General features: G+C 39.0%; 12 protein-coding genes. 5 read left to right on the forward strand and 7 right to left on the reverse strand.

Annotated elements, in window-relative coordinates:
• The first annotated feature begins 109 nt into the window (after positions 1-109).
• From B5X70_RS02425 to B5X70_RS02435, 3 genes are all read left to right on the forward strand, one after another.
• Positions 110-4,246: a hybrid sensor histidine kinase/response regulator transcription factor gene (locus tag B5X70_RS02425; RefSeq protein WP_079556284.1), complete on the forward strand. Its 4,137-nt coding sequence runs from the start codon at positions 110-112 to the stop codon at positions 4,244-4,246.
• A 344-nt stretch (positions 4,247-4,590) separates the two neighbouring features.
• Positions 4,591-6,906, forward strand: a complete 2,316-nt coding sequence (locus B5X70_RS02430) for a glycosyl hydrolase family 8 (RefSeq protein WP_079556285.1) — start codon at positions 4,591-4,593, stop codon at positions 6,904-6,906.
• A 160-nt stretch (positions 6,907-7,066) separates the two neighbouring features.
• Positions 7,067-7,714, forward strand: coding sequence for an AlbA family DNA-binding domain-containing protein (locus tag B5X70_RS02435; protein ID WP_079556286.1), 648 nt, complete (start codon positions 7,067-7,069; stop codon positions 7,712-7,714).
• A 24-nt stretch (positions 7,715-7,738) separates the two neighbouring features.
• On the opposite strand, the gene gcvP is transcribed toward B5X70_RS02435, so the two are convergent.
• The 3 genes from gcvP to B5X70_RS02450 form a co-directional block, all read right to left on the reverse strand.
• Positions 7,739-10,603 carry an aminomethyl-transferring glycine dehydrogenase gene (gene gcvP / locus B5X70_RS02440; protein WP_079556287.1) on the reverse strand — a complete coding sequence of 955 codons (2,865 nt, stop codon included), beginning with the start codon at positions 10,601-10,603 and terminating at the stop codon, positions 7,739-7,741.
• Positions 10,604-10,696: 93 nt separating this feature from the next.
• Positions 10,697-11,335: an MBL fold metallo-hydrolase gene (locus tag B5X70_RS02445; RefSeq protein ID WP_079556288.1), complete on the reverse strand. Its 639-nt coding sequence runs from the start codon at positions 11,333-11,335 to the stop codon at positions 10,697-10,699.
• A gap of 47 nt (positions 11,336-11,382) precedes the next feature.
• Positions 11,383-12,039, reverse strand: a complete 657-nt coding sequence (locus B5X70_RS02450) for a protein-L-isoaspartate(D-aspartate) O-methyltransferase (RefSeq protein WP_079556289.1) — start codon at positions 12,037-12,039, stop codon at positions 11,383-11,385.
• Between the two features lie 573 nt (positions 12,040-12,612).
• Here B5X70_RS02450 and B5X70_RS02455 point away from each other — a divergent pair.
• Positions 12,613-14,121 (forward strand): exopolysaccharide biosynthesis polyprenyl glycosylphosphotransferase, encoded by a 1,509-nt coding sequence (locus tag B5X70_RS02455; protein WP_079556290.1) that lies wholly within the window; start codon positions 12,613-12,615, stop codon positions 14,119-14,121.
• 149 nt (positions 14,122-14,270) lie between these two features.
• Here the strand turns inward: B5X70_RS02455 and B5X70_RS02460 are convergent, their stop codons facing one another.
• The 4 genes from B5X70_RS02460 to B5X70_RS02475 all read right to left on the reverse strand — a co-directional run bounded on the left by B5X70_RS02460 (position 14,271) and on the right by B5X70_RS02475 (position 23,852).
• On the reverse strand, positions 14,271-17,045 hold the full coding sequence (locus B5X70_RS02460; RefSeq protein ID WP_079556291.1) for an alpha-amylase family glycosyl hydrolase: 2,775 nt from the start codon (positions 17,043-17,045) through the stop codon (positions 14,271-14,273).
• Positions 17,046-17,274: 229 nt separating this feature from the next.
• On the reverse strand, positions 17,275-19,107 hold the full coding sequence (locus tag B5X70_RS02465; RefSeq protein ID WP_079556292.1) for a SusF/SusE family carbohydrate-binding protein: 1,833 nt from the start codon (positions 19,105-19,107) through the stop codon (positions 17,275-17,277).
• 78 nt (positions 19,108-19,185) lie between these two features.
• On the reverse strand, positions 19,186-20,814 hold the full coding sequence (locus tag B5X70_RS02470; RefSeq protein WP_079556293.1) for a RagB/SusD family nutrient uptake outer membrane protein: 1,629 nt from the start codon (positions 20,812-20,814) through the stop codon (positions 19,186-19,188).
• A gap of 29 nt (positions 20,815-20,843) precedes the next feature.
• Complete coding sequence (locus B5X70_RS02475) at positions 20,844-23,852, reverse strand: SusC/RagA family TonB-linked outer membrane protein (protein WP_079556294.1); 3,009 nt, start codon at positions 23,850-23,852, stop codon at positions 20,844-20,846.
• Positions 23,853-24,394: 542 nt separating this feature from the next.
• Between B5X70_RS02475 and B5X70_RS02480 the strand changes: the two genes are divergently transcribed.
• Complete coding sequence (locus tag B5X70_RS02480; RefSeq protein ID WP_079556295.1) at positions 24,395-25,405, forward strand: LacI family DNA-binding transcriptional regulator; 1,011 nt, start codon at positions 24,395-24,397, stop codon at positions 25,403-25,405.
• Positions 25,406-25,623: the final 218 nt, after the last annotated feature.

A 25,623-nucleotide genomic window follows, 5' to 3' on the forward strand; every position in this document is an offset into this window, starting at 1 on the left:
AATAATATGATTAGACACAAGAGTGCAAGGTGTCTTTACGTTTTTTTTCATACATTCACACTATTAAACTACTTTTGTGATATCGGAATCTCCAAATTAGTACTTAATTATGAAGTTTATTTTTACCATTATATTATCTATTTTCTTTCAACATACAGTCTTATCAAATCTTAGTTTTAAAAGCATCACCTCAAACAATGGGCTCTCGTCGAGCAGAATAACTTCAATAGTACAGGATACAGATGGCTTTATTTGGATTGGGACTGAGGATGGCCTTACAAAGTATGACGGATCGCATTTTCATATTTACAAACATGATCCGGAAAACATAAAAACCATATCTTCTAACCAAATTTACACGCTATTTATTGATAAAAAAGGGGATATTTGGGTAGGCACATCGAACGGCATAAACGTATATAACAGAAAAAATGATTCATTCATAAGAATGAATCACTTGCCCAGGGAGAACATCTATGCTATAGCTCAGGATTTAAACGGCCATATATACATTGGTGCGCACAACTTCTTTTTCCTGAACTCAATAGACCAACAGTTGACTGAATTTTTTCCAGATCCAAATTCAGATAACAGCATAAGCCATGGAATAGTCAATACCATATATATAGATTGTGAAAACAATATTTGGGTTGGAACAAAACATGGCTTAAATCTTTTTATCAGAAATCTTGGCGCTTTTAAAACATTTCTGGATGAACCAGATAAACCTGGCAGTATAACTGGAAACGATATAAGGTCAATTACACGTGATGAGCAAGGACGTTTATGGATTGGCACCAACAAAGGGTTAAATAAAGGAACAATCAATGAAAATGACATCATTTTTAAAAATTTCATACACAACCCCTCCAATGATTCTTCTATTTCAGAAGGAGCAATTCTCTCGTTGCATCTTGATAACCATGGATACCTTTGGGTTGGAACTCAAAACGGAGGCCTTAACAGACTGAAGATAAACAGCAATTTATCCGCCCCGGCATTTGAGCGATATCAATACCGACCTTTTACTCCAAATTCAATTACCAATAACACCATACAGACGATTTACGAAGATTTTCAGGAAAACATATGGATAGGCACTTATGCAGGGGGAATTAACATATATAAAAAGAATGCCAAACAAATTGAACTGCACAGAAAAACTCCCGAAAAGAAAAGCTCAGTAATTAACAACCATGTTAACACATTTTTGGAGGATGATCACTTTATTTGGATTGGAACTGAGGGGGGGCTGAGCCGGTACAATAAAGAAACAGAAAAATACACCCACTATGTGCATGAAAAAAAGAATTCAAACAGCATTGGCTCCAATGCTGTTTGGGATCTTGCTGAAAATAACAATGATCAAATATGGATAGGCACCTGGGGAGGAGGCTTAAATCTTTTCGACAAAGAAAAGGGTGAGTTCACCATTTTTTTACCGTCCGATAACATCAAAAGTCTAAATTCAGCTAACATTTTCGCAATTCTTCCTGAGGAGAACGGAGATTTATGGATAGGGACAATGGGAGGAGGCCTGAATCATTATAATAAATCTGAGAATACCTTCACCCATTATACCATTGATAATTCATCAATCAAAACAAATTTTGTAGAAGATATAATCAAGTTATCTGATAGCGTTCTTTTACTGGCAAATGTTAATGGGGTCACAAAATTTAACATCGCTCAGAATATTTTCACCCCTGTAACATTATCGGGGAACAATCAGGATGTCAATGTTTATGCATTATACAAAGACAGTAAAAACAACATATGGATTGGAACAGAAGCAGGACTTCATGTCATCAATGAAGAGCTTGCACATTTAGGACACTATTCTATAAAAGACGGACTTCCGCATAATGCCATTAAAAGTATAAAAGAAGACAGGTCTGGCAATTTATGGTTGGGGACTAATATGGGCATTTCAAAATTCACGAAGGCAGTTCTTCTTCCCAGTCAACCCATCCTGACAAATCTGAAACTAGAAGACGGTTTGCAGGGGAATGAGTTCAACCGTCGATCTGCTTTATTAACCAGAGAAGGGATCATGTATTTCGGCGGCATCAACGGCTTCAACCGATTTCATCCTGACAGCATAAGGCTTAATCCGTTTATTCCTGATGTGGAAATAGTAGATTTTTACATCTCCGGAAACCTCGTGGATACAGGAACTGAAGCATCTCCCCTACAGCAACACATTTCTTATACTGAGGAGATAACTTTAAAGAAGAGTCAAAACAACTTTGGTTTTAGGTTTACAGCCTTTAATTACATCTCACCTGAAAACAACCTGTTTGCCTACAAACTTGATGGGTTTGAAGATCAATGGAACTACATTACAGACCATAGAGAAACTCACTATACCAACATAAATCCAGGCAGATACACCTTTAAAGTTAAAGCAGCCAATAATGACGGACTATGGAATGACAACTACAGAAAGATTGACATCGTTGTTTTACCCGCTTGGTGGCAAACTCATTTGGCATACATTGGATACATCATTATACTATTGCTACTTATTGTAGGATATAAGCGATATTCTCTTATTGAAATCACACAAAAAACGCAATTGCAAATCGAACATTTCAAACACAAGAAACAGGAGGAGATTAATCAGGCTAAATTGAATTTCTTCACAAATTTATCTCATGAAATAAGGACTCCATTAACTCTAATAAAAGAACCTGTTGAAGATTTAATAAAAGATTCTCAAATTGACACAAAAATTAAAGAATCTCTTATACCTACACAAAAGAATATTCAGAGGCTATTGGATTTGATTAATCAAATCCTGGATTTCAGAAGAATTGATACAGGAGGTGAGAGGTTAAATATGACCTACAGCAATATTAACAATCTGATAAACGATATTATCAATGCATTTAAAAGCAGGTCAAACAAAGAGAAACACACATTTCGTCTGATATCTGAGAAAGCTAAACTCTACGCTTGGTTTGACTACGAAAAAATGACAACCATAATTTATAATCTGATATCAAATGCGGTAAAATACAGTCCCGAAGGAGGAAGTATTGAAATCAGAACAAGTGAAATTATGAATGTCAAAACGAAAAAGCAGACCGGATTAAAGCTTTTCAGAAAAAGAGCCAGCATACCTCATCTGGAGATTAAAATTTCGGATACTGGTTGTGGAATCCCAAAGAAAGAAGTCTCTAATGTATTTAGAAGGTATTATAGAATTCCGATAAATGAGCGTAAATCTGAAGGAACAGGAATTGGGCTGGACATAACCAAACAATACATAGAACTACATAACGGAAAAATATGGGTTGACAGCACAGAAGGCAAAGGCTCCTGCTTTGCCTTCCAAATCCCTGTAAATCATCAGATGGAACAACTACAACAAGATGAGGAGACATTAAAAAAAGAGAACGTTTTTATCACCATTGATGAGACAACACAGGGACAAAACAAATCAGTTGAGTCAGCCTCCGATGCATACGAGAGAAGCACAGTTTTAATTGTTGAAGATAATACTGATTTATTAAATCACATCGCCAACAAACTAAACATAAAATACCATGTTATAACTGCTAATAATGGTAAAGAGGGTCTTGAATATGCAAACGAGATTAATCCCGACATCATTGTCACTGATATCATGATGCCGCTAATGGATGGGTTTGAATTGATCCGGCTATTAAAGAGTGATATATCGACAAGTCATATTCCTATTATAGCTCTGACAGCCAAAGCCAACGAAGAAGATCAGATTAAAGGCGTTCAAACGGGAGCTGATGCGTATATTACCAAGCCATTCTCAACCGAAATTCTAGTAACCTACATAAACAGATTAATCAATACAAGAAACGCCCTAATAGATAAGTTCAGAAATGAAATTCACCTAAAACCCACAGATATAACCATCACCAACACAGATCAACTTTTCGTTGAAAAACTTCTGGATATTACAAATAAATTTCTATCTGATCCTGAATTCAGCGTGGAACATTTAAGTAGCCAACTAAACATGAGTTATCGCTCTCTGGCAAGAAAAATAAAGGCTCTGACAGACCAAACAGCCATTGAATTCATAAGAACAATGCGCCTGAAAAGAGCCGCTGAACTTCTTTCTTCTTCAAACTTAACAGTTAACGAGATCAGTACTCAAACAGGATTTAATGACCCAGCCTATTTCAGTCGCTGTTTTCGTGATGAATTTAAAACGTCTCCAACTGACTACCAAAAAGAAAATAAACAAAAAAAAGAGATATAAATACTTCATCCGTTTACAAACTTCAACAATTGGCAGAATTATTCAATAAATTGGCAAATCTGTCCAATGCATATTATCATTTCAAAATTACTTTTGCTCTCATTGAATTTTGATTTGATCCGGATCCTTAAAATTCGAAAACAGATGATTAAGATGTTGGTCACAAAGAAAGAATCCAGAGAACTAACAACACCGCTTAAATTAGCCTTTAAGATTCTTTAAACAACCAATTTAATTAATTATCTGCTCAACATCTTAAACATTTCTGATTGTTTGTCAGTGAAAAAACCTAATCTGACAGATTATCTGTTTCAGACATTTACTAATAACTAAAGTTCGAATTTATGAAGAATTTTTTCTTTCTGTTGTGTACACTGTTATTCAGTACCAACCTTATTGCAACAACCATAACCCTCCAATGTGAAAACATGAATCCGCATAGCCCCGGAGGGTTCGGACTGATAACAGATCAACCAACAAACGGAGTATGGCTTTATGCAAATGGAGACCAAGTATCACAAACTGTTACTTTACCAGAAGTTCCCGGCACATATCTTATAGAAGTAAGAGGAGCTTCAGATGGTTCATCACAAGCCGATGCTCAGTTAAGAATTGGAGGAACAACTATCCATACTTTTCAGTTTTCAGGAACTGATCTCCAAACCCTTAACATAGAGACAACACTCTCAGGAGATAGCGAAAAAGAGGTAATTTTAATTCGCACCCAGGATGATGGCACCAGCAATACTTTCCTTGATTTCATTTCAATTACCCTACAAGAGGACTCAGGGGATAACGGTGACCCAGACACACCAGGGAATGACGATGAAATCACCCTTCAATGCCAAAGCATGAATGTGCATAGCCCACATGGCTTTGGGCTAATCACGGATAATCCAACAAACGGAGTATGGCTTTACGCAAATGGAGACCAAGTATCACAAATTGTTACATTACCAGAAACTTCTGGCAGATATAGGATTGATGTGAGAGGAGCTTCAAACAACAACAATGCGGCAGGCGCCCAGCTAAGAATTAATGGTGACAACATATTTCTGTTCTCATTTACTGGCACCACTCCAGCTATTATTTCAAGAGAAGTGAACATCTCAGGTGACAATCCTTCAATTGACTTACTGCTTATAAGAACAGACGACACAGGAGCTTCAAACACCTTCCTGGACTACATATCAATTACATATTTAGGAGAGATTCCACCACCACCGCCACCACCGGTTATTCCCGAAGAAGGAGCAATATACTCCGGTCAATATAGAAATATGTTTCTGGAAGCTGGCTATACTCCGGAAGAGATTGATGATAAAATCAATGATGTCTTTAACCAACTTTTTTATGGAGACGATGATACAGAAAGAGTCTACTACCCTGTTGGTAATGACATGGCTTACATTCTGGATGCGGCTAACAATGATGTAAGAACTGAAGGGATGTCATATGGGATGATGATTGCTGTTCAAATGGATAAACAGGAAGAATTTGACAGATTATGGAACTTCGCTAAAACACACATGCAGCATGGCCCTGGTAACAGAGAAGGGTATTTTGCCTGGGTAGTAAACAGGGATGGAAGTATTATAGATCAGAATACAGCTTCGGATGGAGAGATATATTTTGTTACGGCACTTTATTTCGCTTCTGTACGCTGGGGTAACGGTGATGGCATTTACAACTACAGAGCTGAAGCGGATTATATTCTGAACCAGGTAATGAGCAAAGGTTGGCCTCATAATACAATCATTGGCTCAGTTCCCAATATGTTTACCCCCGACCACCAGGTTGTTTATGTTCCATATGCAACAGCATCTGAATTTACGGATCCTTCATACTATCTTCCAGCATTTTTTGAAATCTGGGGTATGATGGCTGATACAAACAATGAATTCTGGTATCAAGCTGCAGAGGTAGCAAGAGATTTCCTATACGATGCCGCGCACCCGGTTACGGGCTTAACACCGGATTACGCTAATTTTGATGCAACACCAAGACAGCAAGGCGAAAAAATGCACTTTGTTGTTGATGCATGGAGAGTAATCATGAATGTTGCAATGGATTATGCATGGTTTAAAAAGGATGAAAGGCAAAAAGAATTATGTATGAGAATACAATCATTTTTCCATAGCGAAGGAATGTATACCTATTGGAGCGGATATGAACTCGATGGCACCCCGTTACCGGGAAGAAATCACCAATCAGCAGGCTTAGTGGCATGTAACGCTGTTGGATCTTTAGCGTCAGACGATGCCATGGCTTGGGAGTTCATACATTCACTCTGGAACAGAGAACCAACAACTGGACAGTACAGATACTATGATGGAATGCTCCAAATGATGAGTCTGTTGCATTTGGCAGGGGAATTCAGAGCATGGACTGACAATTTCTCTACTAGCACACCAGAAGCAGAAGGATCATATAAGCCCAGCATTTCTGTGTTTCCAAACCCCTCAACAGGGAATATTACAATAAACACTAATGATGTAATAGATCAAATAATCATCAGCGACATGTCTGGAAAAGTCATATTGAATAGAAGAAGTGTATCAGAGCCCACAGTTAACATTACTAATATGGAAAGAGGAGTGTATATCCTAACAGCCCAATCAGGAAATCAGATATTCACAGAAAAAATCATTATCCGTTAATTCAACCCTGATCTTTTAAATTAGCAGAAATGCCACCAGCCGCGAAACATCGCGGCTGGTTTGCTTTTGGCTCTCACTATATAATTAGGGAAAACCAGGCACATTCTATTCGATATTTTGAAAATAATTTCACTATTTTGTATTTTGAAAAAACAAAACCGTGAACAAACAGCTGAGAGATATCATAGCAGAGGGAGAACACCAAACCCAGGATTTTAAATACGCCATTACCGACTCCAAAAAAATTGCACGCTCATTGGCTGCATTTGCCAATACAGATGGAGGAAGATTGCTGGTTGGTGTTAAAGACAATGGCCGAATTGCTGGTGTTGCCTCTGATGAGGAGTATTATATGGTTGAGGCTGCCGCAAACATGTATTGTAAACCGCCTGTTTCCTTCGAGACAAAAATATGGGAAGAAGATACTAAAACTGTTCTGGAGGTGATTGTTCCCAAAAGCATTAAAAAGCCGCACAAGGCACCTACAAAAGATGGAGATTACAAAGTTTACGTTCGCGTAAATGATCAAAACATTCTGGCCAATGGCGTTTTATTAAAAGTATGGGCCAGACAAAAAAGAAAAACCGGAACATTTCTCAAATTAACCCAGGCCGAAAACACTCTTTTAAAGTATTTTGAGACAAATGAAAGCATCTCTTTGCCGGGTTTTCAAAAAATTGCCGGAATCAATCGCTGGTCAGCCGAAAAAATCATTATTAATTTATTGGTGATGAACATACTGGAAATGGACATCAGTGAAAAACAGTGCCTTTACAGGCTGAAAAAGAAAAGCAATCATGATCAGTAATTCTGATTACTGATTTAGCATGAGTTATTGATACGAATCCACCGGATCACAGGTACAAATCAGATTTCTGTCACCCCAGGCATTGTCAACCCGTCCAACAGAGATCCAAAACTTTCTCTCTCTCACCCAGGTTAAAGGAAATCCGGCACGTTCTCGTGAGTATGGATGAGTCCAATCATCCGAGGTCAGCTCATAATCGGCATGCGGAGAGTTTTTCAATAAATTATCCTCTTTGTCGGTTTCTCCATTTTCCACCTCTCTGATTTCATCCCTGATTGCTTTCATGGCTTCGATAAACCTGTCCAGTTCCGCTAAAGATTCACTTTCGGTAGGTTCAACCATCAAGGTGCCGGCCACAGGAAAAGATAGTGTCGGTGCATGAAAACCATAGTCTATCAAACGCTTGGCAATATCTGTCTCAGTTACCCCTGAGCTGTTCTTAAAGTTTCTGCACTCAAGAATTAATTCATGTGCCACATAACCTTTTTCTCCAGTATAAAGAATGTTGTAATCTTTTTCGAGCTTTTTGGCTATGTAGTTGGCATTTAGAATCGCTATTTTGGTTGCATAGGTGAGTCCTTCTGCTCCCATCATTTTAATGTATCCATAAGTAATCGGAAGCACACCGGCGCTTCCCCATGGAGCCGCCGATATGGTCATAACACCATGGCGTTTATTATCAATTACGGGATGACCGGGTAAAAACTCAATCAAATGCTTTGCCACACCAATTGGACCTACACCGGGGCCTCCTCCACCGTGGGGGATGGCGAAGGTTTTATGTAAATTCAAATGACAAACATCGGCACCTATTATTCCGGGGTTGGTAATACCAACCTGGGCATTCATATTTGCACCATCCATGTACACTTGACCACCATTATCATGAATTATTTTACAAACATCCTTTATGGAAGCTTCAAAAACCCCGTGTGTTGAAGGATAGGTTACCATTAAACAAGATAAATTTTCCCGGTGTTCCTTAGCTTTTTCTTTAAGATCAGCAACATCAATATTGCCATTTTCATCGCACTTAACCACAATCACCTTTAAGCCCGCCATAACTGCACTTGCCGGATTGGTTCCATGTGCAGACGAAGGAATCAGAGCCACATCGCGGTGTCCTTCACCTTTACTTTCATGATAAGCACGAATAACCATTAAGCCAGCATACTCTCCGGAAGCTCCTGAATTGGGTTGCAGACTTACGTCTGCAAAACCTGTTATTTTCGCTAAATCGGATCGCAACTCATTCATCATTTCATGATAGCCGGCAGCTTGTTCTTTAGGAACAAAGGGGTGTAAGCCTCCAAATTCAGGCCAGGTTATGGGAAACATTTCGGATGCAGCATTGAGTTTCATGGTGCATGACCCTAGAGAAATCATAGAATGGGCCAAAGAGATATCCTTTCGTTCCAGAAGTTTAATGTAGCGCATCATATCTGTTTCCGATCTGTATTTATGAAACACTTCCTGTTTCATAAACTGCGATAATCGTTTCAATGATTCCGGGATAATCTCTTTCTCAGAGCTCTCTACTTCGGCGGTTTTAACACCGATGGACATAGAAACAATCTCCGCAATATTTTTAATATCTTCAACAGTAGAGGTTTCATCCAGACTGACACCAAAATCCCGTACCCCTCGGTAAAGAAAATTCACTCCGTTTTGAAGCGCAACTGCCCTTAACTTTTCACAAGTTACACCATCGGGCAATCGAAAACGCAGAGTATCAAACCATGAATTATTTAGCTGGTTAACACCTAGCTTTTTTAGAGTTAAAACCAATGAAGTTGCCAATTTGTGAATTCTCAATGCCATTGATCTTAACCCATCGGGGCCATGATAAACGGCATAAAAACCTGCCATCGAAGCAAGCAGAGCCTGAGCAGTACAAATGTTAGAGGTGGCTTTTTCCCGTTTAATATGTTGTTCTCTGGTTTGTAAAGCCATGCGTAAAGCACGCTTCCCTTTTACATCGCGGGTAACTCCTATGATCCGACCCGGGACAAATCTTTTAAACTCCTCACGGGTAGCAAAATAACCTGCATGAGGACCGCCATAGGCCATAGGAACGCCCATTCTCTGCGTTGAACCCACGACAATATCCGCACCCCATTCTCCCGGTGGTTTTAGCAGTGTGAGTGATAAAAGATCCGAAGCCACAACAACTTTTCCCTCTTGCTCATGAATTCTGGAAACCAGTGGTTCGTAATCATTGATTTCTCCCATTGCATTTGGATACTGAAAAATGGCACCAAAATGCTTATTTCCAGAATATTTTATTTCATTAAAACCAACAAATTCAAGTTCTATTCCCAACCCTAATGCTCTGGTTTCAATCACCGACCGTGTTTGAGGCCAAATTGCATCATCCACAATGCAAACATTTACGCCACTCTTTATTTGTTTTCTGGAACGGGTGTTGTACATCATAATCATGGCTTCAGCCACAGCTGTAGCCTCATCCAGAAGAGATGCATTGGCAATTTCCATTGAAGTGAGTTCTGAAACCATGGTTTGGAAGTTGAGTAAAGCTTCTAAACGTCCTTGCGATATTTCAGCCTGATAGGGTGTATAAGAAGTGTACCAAACCGGATTTTCCAACACATTGCGAATGATAACCGATGGTGTAAATGTGTTATAATACCCCATCCCGATATAAGTTTTGAGCAATCTGTTTTTTGATGCAATTTTTCGGATTTTTTCAAGAAAATCAGATTCACTTATACCACTCCCTATTTCAAATCCCTCCTTTGTTCGAATAGAGTCGGGTACAGAAAGACAAAGTAATTCATCCAGTGACTCCACTCCTAATTCTAAGAGCATTGTATCAACATCCTGCTTTTGGGGGCCAATATGCCTGGCTACAAACGGGGAAAAACTCATAGGGCAGCAAATTAATAAATCATCATTATTCAGGGACTTAAATTAACACAAATATGTCAATTATCTATCGATTATCAGGGTGATTATTATCAATTACAAAAAGGGATTATTGTAACGTTCTTTTCCAATGGTTGTGGAAGGGCCATGGCCACTATAAACAACCACATCATCAGGCAAAACCATCAATTTCTCCTGAATGCCTTTTATTAAACTCTCGTGATTACCACCCGGCAAGTCACTTCTACCAACACTTCCCTGAAACAGCACATCACCGGAAAACAGAATTTTGCTTTCTTCATTATAGAACAAAATTCCACCGGGAGAATGCCCTGGAATATGAATGACTTTAAAAACGGTATTTCCAAAACGAACCTCATCGCCTTCCGCCAGAAATTCTTTTGGCAAAGGAGGCTTTTCCCGCACTTCCAATCCAAATTGCAATGCATAATCCTGCGTTTGTTCCAGAAAAAAAAGATCATCTTTATGTGATTCCGGATCAAGTTCATATGTTTTCGACACATATGATGTGCCAAAAACATGGTCCAAATGCAAATGAGTTTGCAACAGCTTTACAGGCTTAACACCCAAACTATCAATTTCATCAGAGAAATGCTGACACTCCTGGTCACTCAACATTCCCGGATCAAAGATTACACACTCCTTGCTTTCGTCATAAACGATATAGGTATTTTCCTGAAACGGATTATAAACTAAATTCTTTACTTGTATCATGTCTTCCTGTTTAACTTTTAAGTTCTTCTATTTCTAACGATAATCGCCTATAATTGTTTTTGTGCAACGCCACTTAACATTGGCACAAATGCACATTTCCCGAATTCCTCCTTTTCAAATTCCTGATCACTTATACGTATGATCCTGGTCATGACCTGAGTACTTGTTCCAACAGGAATAACCATAATACCTCCGGTTTTTAATTGCATCAGAAGCGAAGCAGGTACTTCTGATGCACCTGCTGTGACAATTATGGCGTCAAACGGAGCAAACCCGGGTAATCCTTCATACCCATCTCCCAAAAAAAGACGTAATTTTCGGTACTTAAAACCGGACAAAGCAATCTTTGTTTTGCTATACAATTCGGGCTGACGCTCAATAGAAAAAAGGTGAACACCCATCTCACAAAGCACAGCCGCCTGATATCCTGAGCCTGTGCCAACCTCCAGTATTTTGTCCCCTGGTTTTACTTTTAATAAACTGGTTTGAAGTGCAACGGTGGAAGGTTGCGAAATGGTTTGACCAGCTCCGATTGGGAAAGCCATATCTTTGTAGGCATATTTTACAAAGGAACTGTCGAGAAAAACATGCCTGGGCACCGACCCAATGGCTTCCAAGACCTTTTCATCAGTGATCCCCTTTTTCCGGACTTCGTCAACCAGACGAGCACGCAACCCTTTATGTCGGAATGAATCTTCTAGCATAAGGACAAAATTAATCGACTTTTTAGAACTACCATGAATAATTCATCAAAGATGAATGATTGCATATCAATCTGATCTTACATCGACTAAAAACAACGTCAGAATGCGCACTTAACATTCACAAATTCAACAACATCCCATCATCTTCTTAATAAATGAGTGACATAGCACCTATAGGATATTCATTTTTGTAAAACTTAATAGAGCTTATTGAGATAAGATAGAAAAAGAACAATGATGTAAAAAATTTTATTCCAACAAAAAGAATATAGTTTTCTACGAAAACTATATTACCCCTTTAATCGAGACGATGCTGTACATCTTCTGGTAAATTTAAACAGCTATTTAGTATAATATTAATCAAAAAACAACGTTTAAATTATTTGTGATATCTTCGACCAATAATAGTAAATTATTGCTAAATTGAAGATATAATACATCCCGAGAGTTCATTTATGAGACAACAACTAAACGTATCAGTTTGCTGTTACATTTTTGAAAAACATACCACAGCACAACTAACCCTGTAAACACCTTAAAGCCAAAATTATTGACAAGATTTACAAGATTTAAATGTTCTCAAAAAAATTCATCAAACGGGGATTGCCAGGTTTAATTACGCTGGTAACAGACTTTCTGACCGGGGTTTTAATTCTCAACATTTTCACAGCCCTGGTTATATCTACAAATCTCACAGACTTTAGTCTGCCAATTGATGTGAGTCCTAAAATATGGATACCATTTACCTTTATTGTTGTCTTCTCTATTTTTGGGAGCTACAAAACCGATACATCCATTGTAGGACAAGTTTCCATCAAACGACCGTTGGTGATCCTCGGTCTCTATTATCTCACAACTCTTGTAGCCATTACATATTTTGAACCAACAAGTGGTGTTCCTTCGCGATTTTTGCTGAAGGTTCTCGTGGTAACAGTTATTTATGCCGCAACCATCTCAATTAACAGGTTGCTGATTCACCTGACATTCACCATGTTGCTCAAAACAAATATATTATCGCACAAAGTACTACTTGTATTTCATAATTTTCCTAGTAACGCTTATTTTAAAGAGTTTTTACGCTACATAGGCGTGAATAACCTGACTTTGTCAGGTTATTGTGGAACAGAAAGAATAAAACCTGATTTTCATCCTGAAATACCCTATCTTGGCAGATTTGACAATGCACCTGACATTGTTAAAGAATACTCTATTGATGAAGTAATCATATTCAATCACTCGCAGAAAACCAGGCAAACAGAAAAAATACTTACAGAAATAAACACAGAGGAGGTTTTAGTAAGACTGGCGCCAGGCTCAACAGAATCCATTCCTGTTCAGATCGGAGTATCACACCTAACCGAAATTCCGGTTGTTTCCATACGACCTCGGAGCATCAACTTGGGATATAAACTGAGTAAGAGAATACTGGATATTTCGGTAGCGGTACCAGGGTTAATATTAACCGCTATTATCTATCCCTTTCTATCATGGAAAATCAGAAGAAATTCACCAGGCCCGGTTTTTTTTAAGCAGGAAAGATTGGGGAAAAACGGGAACCAATTTACCATGTACAAATTTCGTACGATGCATGTAAATGCTGAAGAAAACGGCCCTCAGCTAGCTGCCAAAGGCGATGACAGAAGAATTACTGAAACAGGGCGCTTTTTAAGACAAACTCACATGGACGAACTTCCTCAATTCTGGAATATTCTTAAAGGTGAAATGTCCCTGGTGGGACCTCGTCCCGAAAGGGCTTACTTTGCATCTCAGGTGGAAAAAGAGACTCCATACTATAAATTCATTTTGCAGGTAAAGCCCGGACTGACATCGTTAGGCATGATAAAATACGGGTATGCTCACAATGTGAATGAAATGACAGAACGACTGATTTACGATGTCATATACATAAATAACCTTTCAATCATTGCCGATCTAAAAATTATTGGAAGTACAATGGTCTATATTTTGAAAAAGATTTTCTTCAGACAGGTTGAAACGAAATCGTTTCAATCTGAAACCATCAATATACAAACACCAAAACAATCTGACCCTAACAAATTGAAAACAAAGATGAAAGCGTAAAATTCATCAAATCAATGTTATCGCATAAGTTTTTTCTAAAATGCCTTTGGGAATTGAAAGTTTGAAAAATCCCTCAGATAGGAATCAATAAAAAGAGGGCGTCTCGTTCTATTGAAACACCCTCTATTGACATGAAGAAATAAAAACATCTATTTCAAGAACTTTTTCCTACTCACAATTCCATTCTGATGCACCACCTGAATAAGGTAAAAACCGGCAGACAGATGGGATGTCTGTAATTCAATAGTATGATCATCGACTGTTCGTTGCAATAATTGTCGTCCATTGGCGTCAAAAACATACACAGATGAAATCACATAGGGTGACTGCACATAAAGCTTATCATTTACCGGAATCGGATACATCTCTATATTTAACGATGATTTCTGCAAATCACGTATGGAAGTTGTCGGATCAAATCCAAACATTTTGGTGGAAGAAAATAGAGTAAATGCTCCCGGAGCCAATTCAATTTCCAATGAAAGGTCTTCCACATAAATACTATCACCCTTAAAGTGATTGTACCACCAACCGGTTGAACTAAACTGTGGTGTAACAGTCCGTGTTTGAGTATCAAAATTACCGACAAGACGAATGTCGTTGCTCTCGTGGTTAAGTGCTATCTGCTTAACAGCTCCTGCAACATTCATATTATAATCAGTTGTAGAGAAGACAGGCTCTTCCCTTTTCAAATGGATCATTTGCGAATAAACATTCCATAAACGCTTACGATCAGCGTTTTCAAGATAATCCCATTTTGGTGGTTTTGGTGCCAAACGGCCACCAAAATCATCAATGCTGTAGTCAAATCCTAATTCACCAAACTGCCAGATCATTTTTGGTCCGGGAATAGAAAACAGAAATGCTGCCGCAGCCTTTTTCCTGTTCAGTGCATTCCGAAGATTCTTAACCGAATAGTCAGTGGCTTCTGCTCCATAATTCAAAGCACGGAACATGACCCGCTCTTCATCATGACTTTCCATATAGGCCACTAGGTTTGGATTACTCCAACCCCTGTTGGTATATGATGCCCAGGAGAAATCTGATTTTCCTCCATCATGATAACCCATTACAGCCTCACTAAATGAGTAATTCATATTTCCCCACAGCAAAATACCGTAATCAGCCAAAACTGTCTCTTCAGAATTATCAGCCAAATGCTCAAAAATGATGATGGCATCATCTTTAACCTCACGCAAATTATCAACCATTCTTTTTAGAATGGCAACACGGCTGGCATCATACTCGCTGGCCCATGAATTGGGTCCATATGGCGTATTCGTAAACCCTTTGGTAAAATCAAACCGGAAACCATCAATTTTAAACTCCGTTACCCAAAATGAGAGAACACTATCGACCAATGCCTGGGTATACTCACTTTCGTGATTTAAAGGAAATCCCCATTGTAAATGCGGGTTCTGAATGTTATTATCTCTTAGATACCATGGATTATTTGAAGCAGCTCGTCCACCTTGAAAATACATTTGTAAGAGAGGAGATTGACTAAAGGTATGATTCAGAACAATGTCCATGATCACTGCAATGCCACGTTTGTGGCATGCATCGATAAACGCTTTATAGTCATTGGCTGTTCCATAAGCTTTATCGGTGGCGAAAAAGAAGGATGGATTATACCCCCAACTCTCATTCCCTTCGAATTGATTAAATGGCATCAATTCAATGGCATTAACCCCCAATCTAACGAAATAATCGAGCGTATCGGTAATGGTTTTAATGTCTGCATTATGTGTAAAATCCCTGATTAAAACTTCATAAATCACAAGGTCTTCGTTGGCCGGAGGTGTAAAGTCCGTTACCTGCCACTCGTAAACTTCAGGAGCAGTATTTATCACCGCAGCCAAACCTGTCGTTTTATCTGAAGGAAATGGCTTTAAATCAGGATAAATTCTGTCAGGTATATATTGATCGTTCCACTGATCAAGAACCTTGTTGGTGTAAGCATCGGCTAGCCGAAGTGTACCGTCTATAAAGTATTGGTATGCATATTCAACCCCTGATTCAAGATCATTGATGGTTAACCAGTAGAACTCACCATCCCGCTTCATTTGAGAATCAGGATTTGGCTCCCAATTGTTAAAGTCTCCAATAAGATAGACATACTCTTTAAATGGCGCCTGAAGAACAAACGTTACCGTTTCTTCATCAATGACATTGCCTCCCAATCTCAAACCCTCAGGTTTTGGTTCCTCTACCGTTTCCTGACGAATGAATAAAGACCGGGTTTGGGAAACTGAATTGTTCTGATCAAATGCTTCAAGCTTTATTTCATGTACACCTGAAGCTGGTGCCGCAAAAGTGTGCTCCAATGTTGAAGATGATGTTTCGTGTATCACTTCCTCATTCAGGAATAGTTTCATTCCATCTGCATTCATAGAATGCCCCACAACAGTAATCTCCTCATTGGCTAAAACAAGAATATCGTCCTGCGGCGACTGAAAAACAACTGCAAGTTCAGGCTTAAATACTTCAATAAAAATGTCACTGCCATCTGTATCTTTACCTTCTCTCCAACTTCCGTTTATTTGTGTGGCACTCCTAAAAACAAATGCCATCTGAAGAATCTCTTCCTCGGCAGGAACACCGTAGTATTCTCTGATGTTATCAATAACCAGTTGATGCCTGTTATAGGCAACCATGGTCAATTTTGCTTTCGGGATATTTTCGCCCCACTCAGCAATCACATAACGCCAATCTGAGCTTCCCGTGCTCTCATTGGTTATGACTCCTGTGTGAGCGTAAATTTCCCCGGTAAAATTCACCAATCCTCTTGATCCCCTGTCGGCATAAAAAGTAATTGTAACCGACTCATCTTCCGTAACTATAACCGGCTCGGTAGTAACAACCTGAGATTGCACTCCACCTATGAATATGAAAAGAAGAATTATTTGTAGTAAATGCTTCATACGCTAAACCCCTTTGAGTTTTTTAAAAAAAACAAACAAATATCTGTTATGATATCTCCTCGTGAGTCACTCTTATTATCCTTATTCGTTCAAAACGAATAAGGTTCATCTATATAAGAAGCCCAAACAAAATCATTAAATGATGATTTAATAAACAAGAAATACTCACCCGATGAAATAATCATCGGGTGAGTGAAAAGTTTATAATTATAAACTGGTCTGTTTAATCTTAGTCTTCAACTGGTGTAATTTCAATAGAACTACTTCCCAGATCAAGAACAAAGTGATATGTGCCACTTTCGGCAACAAACTCCCAGTTTGGATCTCCATGACCTTCTGCAACTATAATTACCGAGGTATCAAAATTGGTAATGATGTCGTGCCCCATACTTAGTGGCCCCCAATCCTTTTGAGCAAACAAGCGGAAATGCTCATTTTGGGTAAAGTTAATTTCACCCTCCAACTTGTTTTCGCTGGTCCAGGAAATAGCCGTCACTGGTTCATCCCAATTCCATCCGTGCGTTGCTGATCCTGTTAGATATAGTTCGTTCACAGGTTCAATGGTAATCTTATCTTCTGCATAATTGATGCGAACCATGTAAAGACCATCCTCAGGCACAAAAGCATTTCCATCAGCAGTAGTAAATCCAACAGACTCTCCTAGTTGTTCAAAGTCACCTCCCCAAACTTTTTCCGTGTTCCACTTGAATCCATTAGCTGCATTAAAATGACGAATGATCCAAAATTCTCCCTCTTGTCCAGGGAATGGAAGCATCTCCACGATACCGTCGGATTCCCAATTCCAGTCTCCAAAATCGGTTCCAATCATGTAAACATTATCGGGAAACTCTTTGAATTCGTTAATGGTGATGATCATTTCGTTTGCATTAACAGCATTAATGGTAAATACAATGGTATATTCCCCGGTTTCGGACACCATTAAATTGCCATCATCATCAATAACAAGACCTGAACTATTGCCTGCATCAAGGCTTCCATATCCTGTGTCGAAATTGATATCATTCTGCGGAGCAGCTACTCCATTTAGCGTACGGATTTTAAAACCTTCATCGGCATCGAGAACAACCTTTTCCCAGGTCCAGGTATAAGTTCCCTCGGAATGCGATGGAACACCTCCATTGTTGGCCAACAGCACATTGCCCCAAGACCAGGCACCGTCTGGCTCTGCTCCATCGTTATCAGAACTGATGGCACTTCCCACAAGTTCTACAACCACACCTTCCCAATCAGTTAAATCTGCAGCTTCATTCTGAACAATTGAGAACTTTTCATTTTCAGCGTCTAATGTAATGGTGTAGTTTCCTCCGGGGGTAGCTATATTGGCTCCGTCATGCTCAAGAGCAACATTTGCTTCCTCAATCACAGTTCTGGAGTCTCCAACCAAACCAAGGTTATGTGCCCAGGCATTTCCTGGATCTTTCTCAGGAGCTCTGAATTTAAATTCACCAGGCAACATGTCTACTGTAAGAGAATATAATCCTGTTTCGGCATTATAATTCATTGTCCTCTCATCAGCATCGGTCCATCCGCCAACAGCGCTACCAATAACTGTCCATCTTTCTGCTGCTGGCCCATCAGACATGAATGGATTTACAACAACTCTGACAACCTCAGAAGGCATATTAATACTGGTTCCAATAAGTCTTGCTCTGACTCTGATATATGCATAGGCATCTTCACCCACCTCATATCCCAAAGCAATTAACGCTTGATTAAACGTTAAAACAGTCGACGTAAATGTTCCCTCAGCTCGGTTTTCAGTACCTGACAAATTGCGTGGAGCAGAAAAATCAGATTCCATTGAAACTTCAATCAAATACTCCTCTGAAACATTTACATCAAACAGAGCCTTTGAGAATGAAAATACCATAGGTTGTGAGGCATTTTCTTCCAGCAATTGAAAAGATTGATCATGAGTTGGACTTGTCAAGGAAGGTGGCGTTGAAGCCTCCATATCCAATGTGGGTTTAAACTCGTCTTCGCAAGCAGCAAAAACAGCCAGACCCAATATTGCTATTATTAAAAATCTTAACTTCTTCATAGAGATAATTATTTAAACAGTTTTTGAATTTTTACCAAAGGCACTTTAAAGAGTGCCTTTGGGCAAAAACCGAACAGATTAATTTGAATAACCGGTATTTTGTATCAAATTAGGATTTGTATCCAAATCATTCACCGGAATTGGATATAAGTCTCTAAAAGCTCCTGTAGAACGTCCCTCAGGAACGTTTCCTTTCCAGGTCCAGATATAATCACCACCTGTGAGTTTCCCAAAACGAATCAGATCTGTTCTTCTATGTGCTTCCCAGTAAAGTTCCCTAGCACGTTCATCCAAAATGAAATCCAAAGTAAGTTCAGAGTCAGTTATTCGATGGTTCGTGTTTCCGAAAGCACGGTCGCGCAGTTCATTAACTAACTGCAGAGCAATGGCTCTGCTTCCACCTTGTCCTCCTCTTAGCACAGCTTCGGCATACATAAGATAAGCATCGCCTAAACGGAACATTGGGAAGTCAGTGCTGGCAAAGTCTCCCTCTGCCATTGGGTCTGGTTCACCGTCAGATCTTAGATTTGTGAATTTGTATACACCTATACCATGAGTAAACAAACCAACATTTTCTACTTCCCATGACCAACTTTCAGGGTCAAAGAAGAACTGAGCACGGTGATCTTCTCTGGCATTAAATACCGGATCTTCGGTAGTAAAATCGCTTTCATTAAACCCAAAAATCTCTACAAGTTCTTTAATCGCTCTGATTCCACCCCATGCACCAACACCATTTGGCAGCATGTTTCCACCTCTTGATGCATTGGTAATAAATGTCATACCACCATATTGCTGAGTATTTTGAGCATTAAAAGAGATTGGAAAAATGATTTCCGGACTCTGGTCATTATCAACCCTAAACATTCTTATGTAATTAGGATCTATTGAATACCCTCCTTCATTTATAACTTTATTTAGGTAAGTTAATGCTTCAGTGTATTTTGCTTCTCCAATATAAACCTCTGCATTAAGATACAGTTTAGAAAGCAACATCCATGCAGCAACTCTGTCAACGCGAGCATATTCATTGGTACCAGGCGCAGCAAGGTCGCCTTCTAAATCAATAAGTTCCTGCTCGACGTAATCGAAAAGATCGGCACGAGTGATTCGTTGAGGAAAAAATGCCCCAATCGGATCTTCATCTGTTACAAAAGACACGTTTCCAAACATATCAATGGCATGCCAATAAGAAAAAGCTCTTAAGAAACGAGATTCTGCCTGATATAGTCTTAGATCTTCAAGAAAATCACCTGTTGCACTGCCCATGGCATCTTCGGAAGTCCTGATGAATTCATTTGCCAATGTAATGGCATAAAAAATACGCGAGTACATAGCACCAATAAACACATCATTTGGTGACCAGGTGTGCCAATGGAAATCTTTAATACTGGCATCATCCCATGCCATCACTGTCTCATCAGTTGGTAACTGTTGTAAATTCCAATATAAACGCAGATAGTTACCAAAGCCTTCATCAATCCCTTCGATATCAGGCAATCCACCACCTCCACCACGTTGACCACTGATGGCATAGGTTGCATATACACGTGCCAAAGCACGTTTATATGATAGCTCATCAGAAAATACATTTGTTGCAGTTGCCTCATTAGGGTCAATAGGCTCTACATCCAAATCGTTTATGCATGCTGTAAAGGCTACCATCACAGCAATTGCAAATATTGATAGAAATTTAATATGTCTCATATTCTATAATCTTTTAAGAAGTGATCATTTTAGAAGTTTACATTCACTCCCAACATAAATGTCCTTGGTCTGGGATAAATATTGTTATCAATTCCTCCGGAAACCTCAGGATCTAATCCGGAATAATCAGTAATAACAAATGCATTCTGCACCGAAGCAGTAACACGACCACTTAATCTTTCAGTCAACAATCTTTCGAATGAGTATCCCAAAGTGATATGATCCATTCTGAAAAATGAAGCATCTTCCAAATAAACGCTAGACCAATATTGTGCATTTGTGAAATTTGTTCTCTGCACAGCCTTTGGAATGTTTGAAAGATAACCAGACTGGTTGTAAAGCTCCTGATAAATAGCTCTGTCTGACCAGTTATTGTTATACACTTCATTTCCAATACTTAATCTTCCGGCAAACGAGAAGTCCCAGTTTCTGTATTTGAGGTCAGATGAAATACCAATCAAGAAATCGGGAGTTGGTGTACCCATAAAGTATTTGTTGTCATTATTTCCAGCAACATTTCCACCTTCTCCGGTTTTATCAACATACAGCCCTTCAATTGGCATTCCGTTGGTGTCGTAAACCTGCTGGAACAAGAAGAAAGTATTGGCTGCTTGTCCTACACGGTTCCACATAACTGTGTTTCCTGTTCCTCCTGAAATACCTCCAAGAGGATATCCTACACCTGCGTCTTCTGTGTCAAGATTTGACAGAGAGGTTATCTCATTACGGTTGGCAGAGAAATTGGCTCCAATAGACCATCTCAGATCAAGTCTGGAGATAGCGCGGTAATTAAGATCAATTTCTATACCTTGATTTTCAAGTGAACCAACATTCGTGGTCAGGTAGTTTGAGAAATTTGTTCCGGCAGCAATAGGAACGTTACTAATAAGATCAACCGTTTCACGGTGATAAACATCTACTGATCCCTGGATTCGGTTATTCAGGAACCCAAAGTCTAAACCAAGATTATAAGTCGTTGTCTCTTCCCACTTAAGATTTGCATCATATGGGTTTGGTCTGAGAGTTGAATAATAGGTGTCACCAAATCGATAATAGGCACCTTGCTCACTTTCCCTGTAAATTGGAATATACGGGTAATAATTTGTACCGATATCCTGCTGGCCAGTCACTCCGTATCCAAAACGCATCTTTAATTCCGAAAGAGAATCAGCGTTCTCAAGAAAAGACTCTTCATTTATCTTCCATGCAAAAGCAAAGGCAGGGAACAATCCCCAGCGATTATCTTTTCCAAATCTGGAAGAGCCGTCATTTCTTAATGTGGCAGTTACGAGATATCTGTCCATAAAAGCATAATTCAAACGGCCGAAGAAAGACACCAAATAGTTTTCATTCTTATATGCACGAGAACCAGCTCCTATGTATTCGCCATCATCACCCATTTCCCAGGATCTGTTGCGTGAACTGCCTGAGCGATAAAAATACTGCCATCCATAACCAGCAGTAGCATCAAATCGGTGATCTCCTACTTCTGTCACATAATTCAGGTAGAAATCAAGTAATTGATTTTTACGAGTACCTCTATAACTCTGAACATTAAATGACGGTTCACGCAAGCTCCACGAAGCTCTTGGATCCGTATTATTATTACCCTCGCCCTCAGAAACTTCCATACCCATGTTCAAATTTGCTCTTAGTCCTTCCAAAAATGGAACTGCGTAATCGAACTGAATATTACCAATTGCTGACTGAACATCTGATTGATCATCCCTGTATGCCAATCTGGCCATCGGGTTGTGAGTCGCAATATTTATGGGATTTCCATTTAACTGGTCTGCCTGAGCCAATTCAATCCATGTAAAGTATCCACCATATCTGGTGTTATCATTTCTGATTGGCTGTGATGGGTCAAACTGAAATGCTGAAGAAATCGCATCCTGATTAGAGAAATTATTATGAATGTCCATCCCTTTCAGGTTTATGGTAACCCTAAGCTGATCATCAAAGAATGAAGGATTTGCAGTCACTGCAAGAGTCGTTCTTGATAAACTTGATTCCTTGAGAATACCATTTTCTATGGTGTGTCCAATAGAAGCTCTGAATGGAATATCATTATAGCGTCCGTAAAAACTCACGTTGTGGTCTGTAGAAACTGCAGTTCTGTAGATTTCATCCTGCCAGTCAGTATTAGCCTGCCCTAGTCTGGTCAATGCCACTGGATCCATGCCATGATTGGCAACGCGATCGGCAATTAAATCACGAAACTCATTACCATCAAAAACATCATGATATTTCACCAGTCGTCCTACAGAAACATTTCCGGTATAGTTTATATTCAGTCCATCCTGTGTTCCCCTTTTGGTTGTAATAATAATTACACCATTTGAAGCTCGTGATCCGTAGATGGCTGTTGCGGAAGCATCCTTCAAAACAGTCATTGACTCAATATCATTGGGATTTATGGTAGAAAGGGGGTTAGCTAGCCCTTCTACGCCGCTATTATCAACGGGGAACCCATCAATTACAATAAGCGGATCATTAGAAGCTGATAATGAGGATCCTCCCCTGATTCGGATAGTAGATCCGGATCCAGGCGCTCCACTGCCCTGTGTAACCATTACACCAGGAATGCGTCCCGTAATTAATCCTTGTGGCGTGGTAATTGGACCGCGGTTGAAGTCATCCGCTCCAATTACATTCACTGAACCAGTAGCGTCAGACTTACGTATTTGTCCATATCCAATAACAACTACCTCATCTACTCCAAATACACTCGGCTGCATAACAACGTTAACAACTGTTGCGTCGGCAGAAACGTTTCGTCTTTCTGTATCATAGCCAATAAAAGAAAATTGCAATATATCCCCTACATTGGCATTAATTGAATAGGTTCCATCAATAGAAGTAATTGTTCCTGTTGGCGTTCCGGCAATCACAATAGTTACTCCCGGAACAGGTTCTCCATTAGTACTATCAGTGACCCTACCCGTAACGTTTACCTGCTGAGCAGATACTCCCAAGGGAATAAGGCAGCCCAATAAAAGCATCAGGAATTTTTGTTTTAATAACATCTTCTTCATAAAAACATGATTTAGTTAATTTTTATAAAAGTTTTTGGCGTAAGATTCTAATGCTCGTTAGCATGATAAAATCTTATAAACGGGGAAATAAAAATGAATTAACAACTTTTCGCTTCAATCTGAAATCAAAAATCATTGCAACAAATATAGAGCAAACAAGAGGAATTGTAAACATGTTTTAACATTGATAGCCAGATTTTTGCAGGTTATTTTTCGCAAACGTAACCGCAAACGTTTGCGGTTACGTTTGCGAAAAATCCATATGTTTTATAACATGTTTTAGACGTTTTCCGCAAACGATTTAAATTTTTATAAGTAATTCTTACTCTAAAGGGGTACGCAATCACCAAACCCCATATAAACATTAAGTAATACCAACTATCAATTTAAAACCACATATAATCACATCAATTATTTAGTTAATCTGACAACTTACTCTTCAAATGCTAAAAAGAGCATTTTGCGGGATCTTTTAACAACACATTCCTTTTTTTTATTAATTTTAAATCAACAACCAAAAAACACCACAGAACTTAGAGTATATGAAACCTTCACACATCACCATAAAAGATATTGCACGAATTTTAGGGGTTTCCCCTTCTACTGTTTCAAGAGCATTGAAAGACCATCCGGACATCAGTGAAGAGACCCGCAATCTGGTGAAAACATTTGCTGAAAAAGTAAAATACCGGCCAAATGCTTTAGCACTAAGCCTTCGAAAACAAAAAACCAACACTCTGGGTCTGATTATTCCTGAAATAGTGCATCATTTCTTCTCATCTGTTATTAGTGGTATGGAAGATCTTGCCTATGGAGAAGGTTACCATATGATGATATGCCAATCCAACGAAAATTATTATCGGGAAGTGATCAATACCCAGGCACTTTTGGATCACAGAGTAGACGGATTGCTGGTTTCAATAAGCAAAACAACGAAAGAGTTCAACCATCTGCAAACAGCTATTGATAATGGAACACCTGTCGTGTTTTTTGACAGAATTTGTGATGAAATTGAAACTGACAGAGTCATTACCGATGATTTTGAAGGTGCCCGCGTAGCAACCGAACACCTTATAGAATGTGGATGCAAAAAAATACTCCATCTGGCAGCTCCCAAACATCTGTTAATTGGGAAGAAAAGATATGAAGGGTATTGCCATGCTTTAAAAAGTCATAATATCGAGATAAAAGAAGAGTTCACATTAAAATGTGATACCAGAGAGGAAGTTCTTACCATGCGTCAGCACCTTTTGGATATAGCTCCTGAAATTGATGGCGTTTTTGCCGTCAATGATAGTACTGCTATTGCTATCATGCAAGTATTACAGCAAAATGGGTATAAAATTCCTGATCAAATAAAAGTCATTGGATTTGGTGATGGTCCTAACGCTACCATCGCTTCGCCTCCGCTTTCTACTGTAGAACAAAAAGGATATGAAATGGGACGTGAGGCTGTCCGAATGCTTATTCAACGATTGGAGAACCCCACAGCACCAATCAACTACCAAACCAAAATAATTACCCCAACATTAAAAAAGAGAAGTTCAACATAAAAATTCATTCTTCGAAAACGATTGCGAACAAAGCAATTAAACCATCATACTAGAAATTAACAACTTAGAACACACCCTTCGCAAACGATTGCAATAAGGCAACTCACTGCATACCTGCAATAAACATCAATAAAAAAAATCTTTTCTTTATTTACATTAGAATAAAAACCTTCTATATTTGTCATTGTAAACGGGAAATTTACAATTTAGGAATTACC

The organism is Alkalitalea saponilacus (genome assembly GCF_900168165.1).
Classification (GTDB): domain Bacteria; phylum Bacteroidota; class Bacteroidia; order Bacteroidales; family Marinilabiliaceae; genus Natronoflexus; species Natronoflexus saponilacus.

Excerpts from the sequence above, each read along its gene's own strand:
- B5X70_RS02425 (WP_079556284.1), top strand. The coding sequence starts at position 110 with ATGAAGTTTATTTTTACCATTATATTATCTATTTTCTTTCAACATACA.
- B5X70_RS02430 (WP_079556285.1), top strand. The coding sequence starts at position 4,591 with ATGAAGAATTTTTTCTTTCTGTTGTGTACACTGTTATTCAGTACCAAC.
- gcvP (WP_079556287.1), bottom strand. The coding sequence starts at position 10,603 with ATGAGTTTTTCCCCGTTTGTAGCCAGGCATATTGGCCCCCAAAAGCAG.
- B5X70_RS02460 (WP_079556291.1), bottom strand. The coding sequence starts at position 17,045 with ATGAAGCATTTACTACAAATAATTCTTCTTTTCATATTCATAGGTGGA.
- B5X70_RS02470 (WP_079556293.1), bottom strand. The coding sequence starts at position 20,814 with ATGAGACATATTAAATTTCTATCAATATTTGCAATTGCTGTGATGGTA.
- B5X70_RS02450 (WP_079556289.1), bottom strand. The coding sequence starts at position 12,039 with ATGCTAGAAGATTCATTCCGACATAAAGGGTTGCGTGCTCGTCTGGTT.
- B5X70_RS02455 (WP_079556290.1), top strand. The coding sequence starts at position 12,613 with ATGTTCTCAAAAAAATTCATCAAACGGGGATTGCCAGGTTTAATTACG.
- B5X70_RS02480 (WP_079556295.1), top strand. The coding sequence starts at position 24,395 with ATGAAACCTTCACACATCACCATAAAAGATATTGCACGAATTTTAGGG.
- B5X70_RS02465 (WP_079556292.1), bottom strand. The coding sequence starts at position 19,107 with ATGAAGAAGTTAAGATTTTTAATAATAGCAATATTGGGTCTGGCTGTT.
- B5X70_RS02475 (WP_079556294.1), bottom strand. The coding sequence starts at position 23,852 with ATGAAGAAGATGTTATTAAAACAAAAATTCCTGATGCTTTTATTGGGC.
- B5X70_RS02445 (WP_079556288.1), bottom strand. The coding sequence starts at position 11,335 with ATGATACAAGTAAAGAATTTAGTTTATAATCCGTTTCAGGAAAATACC.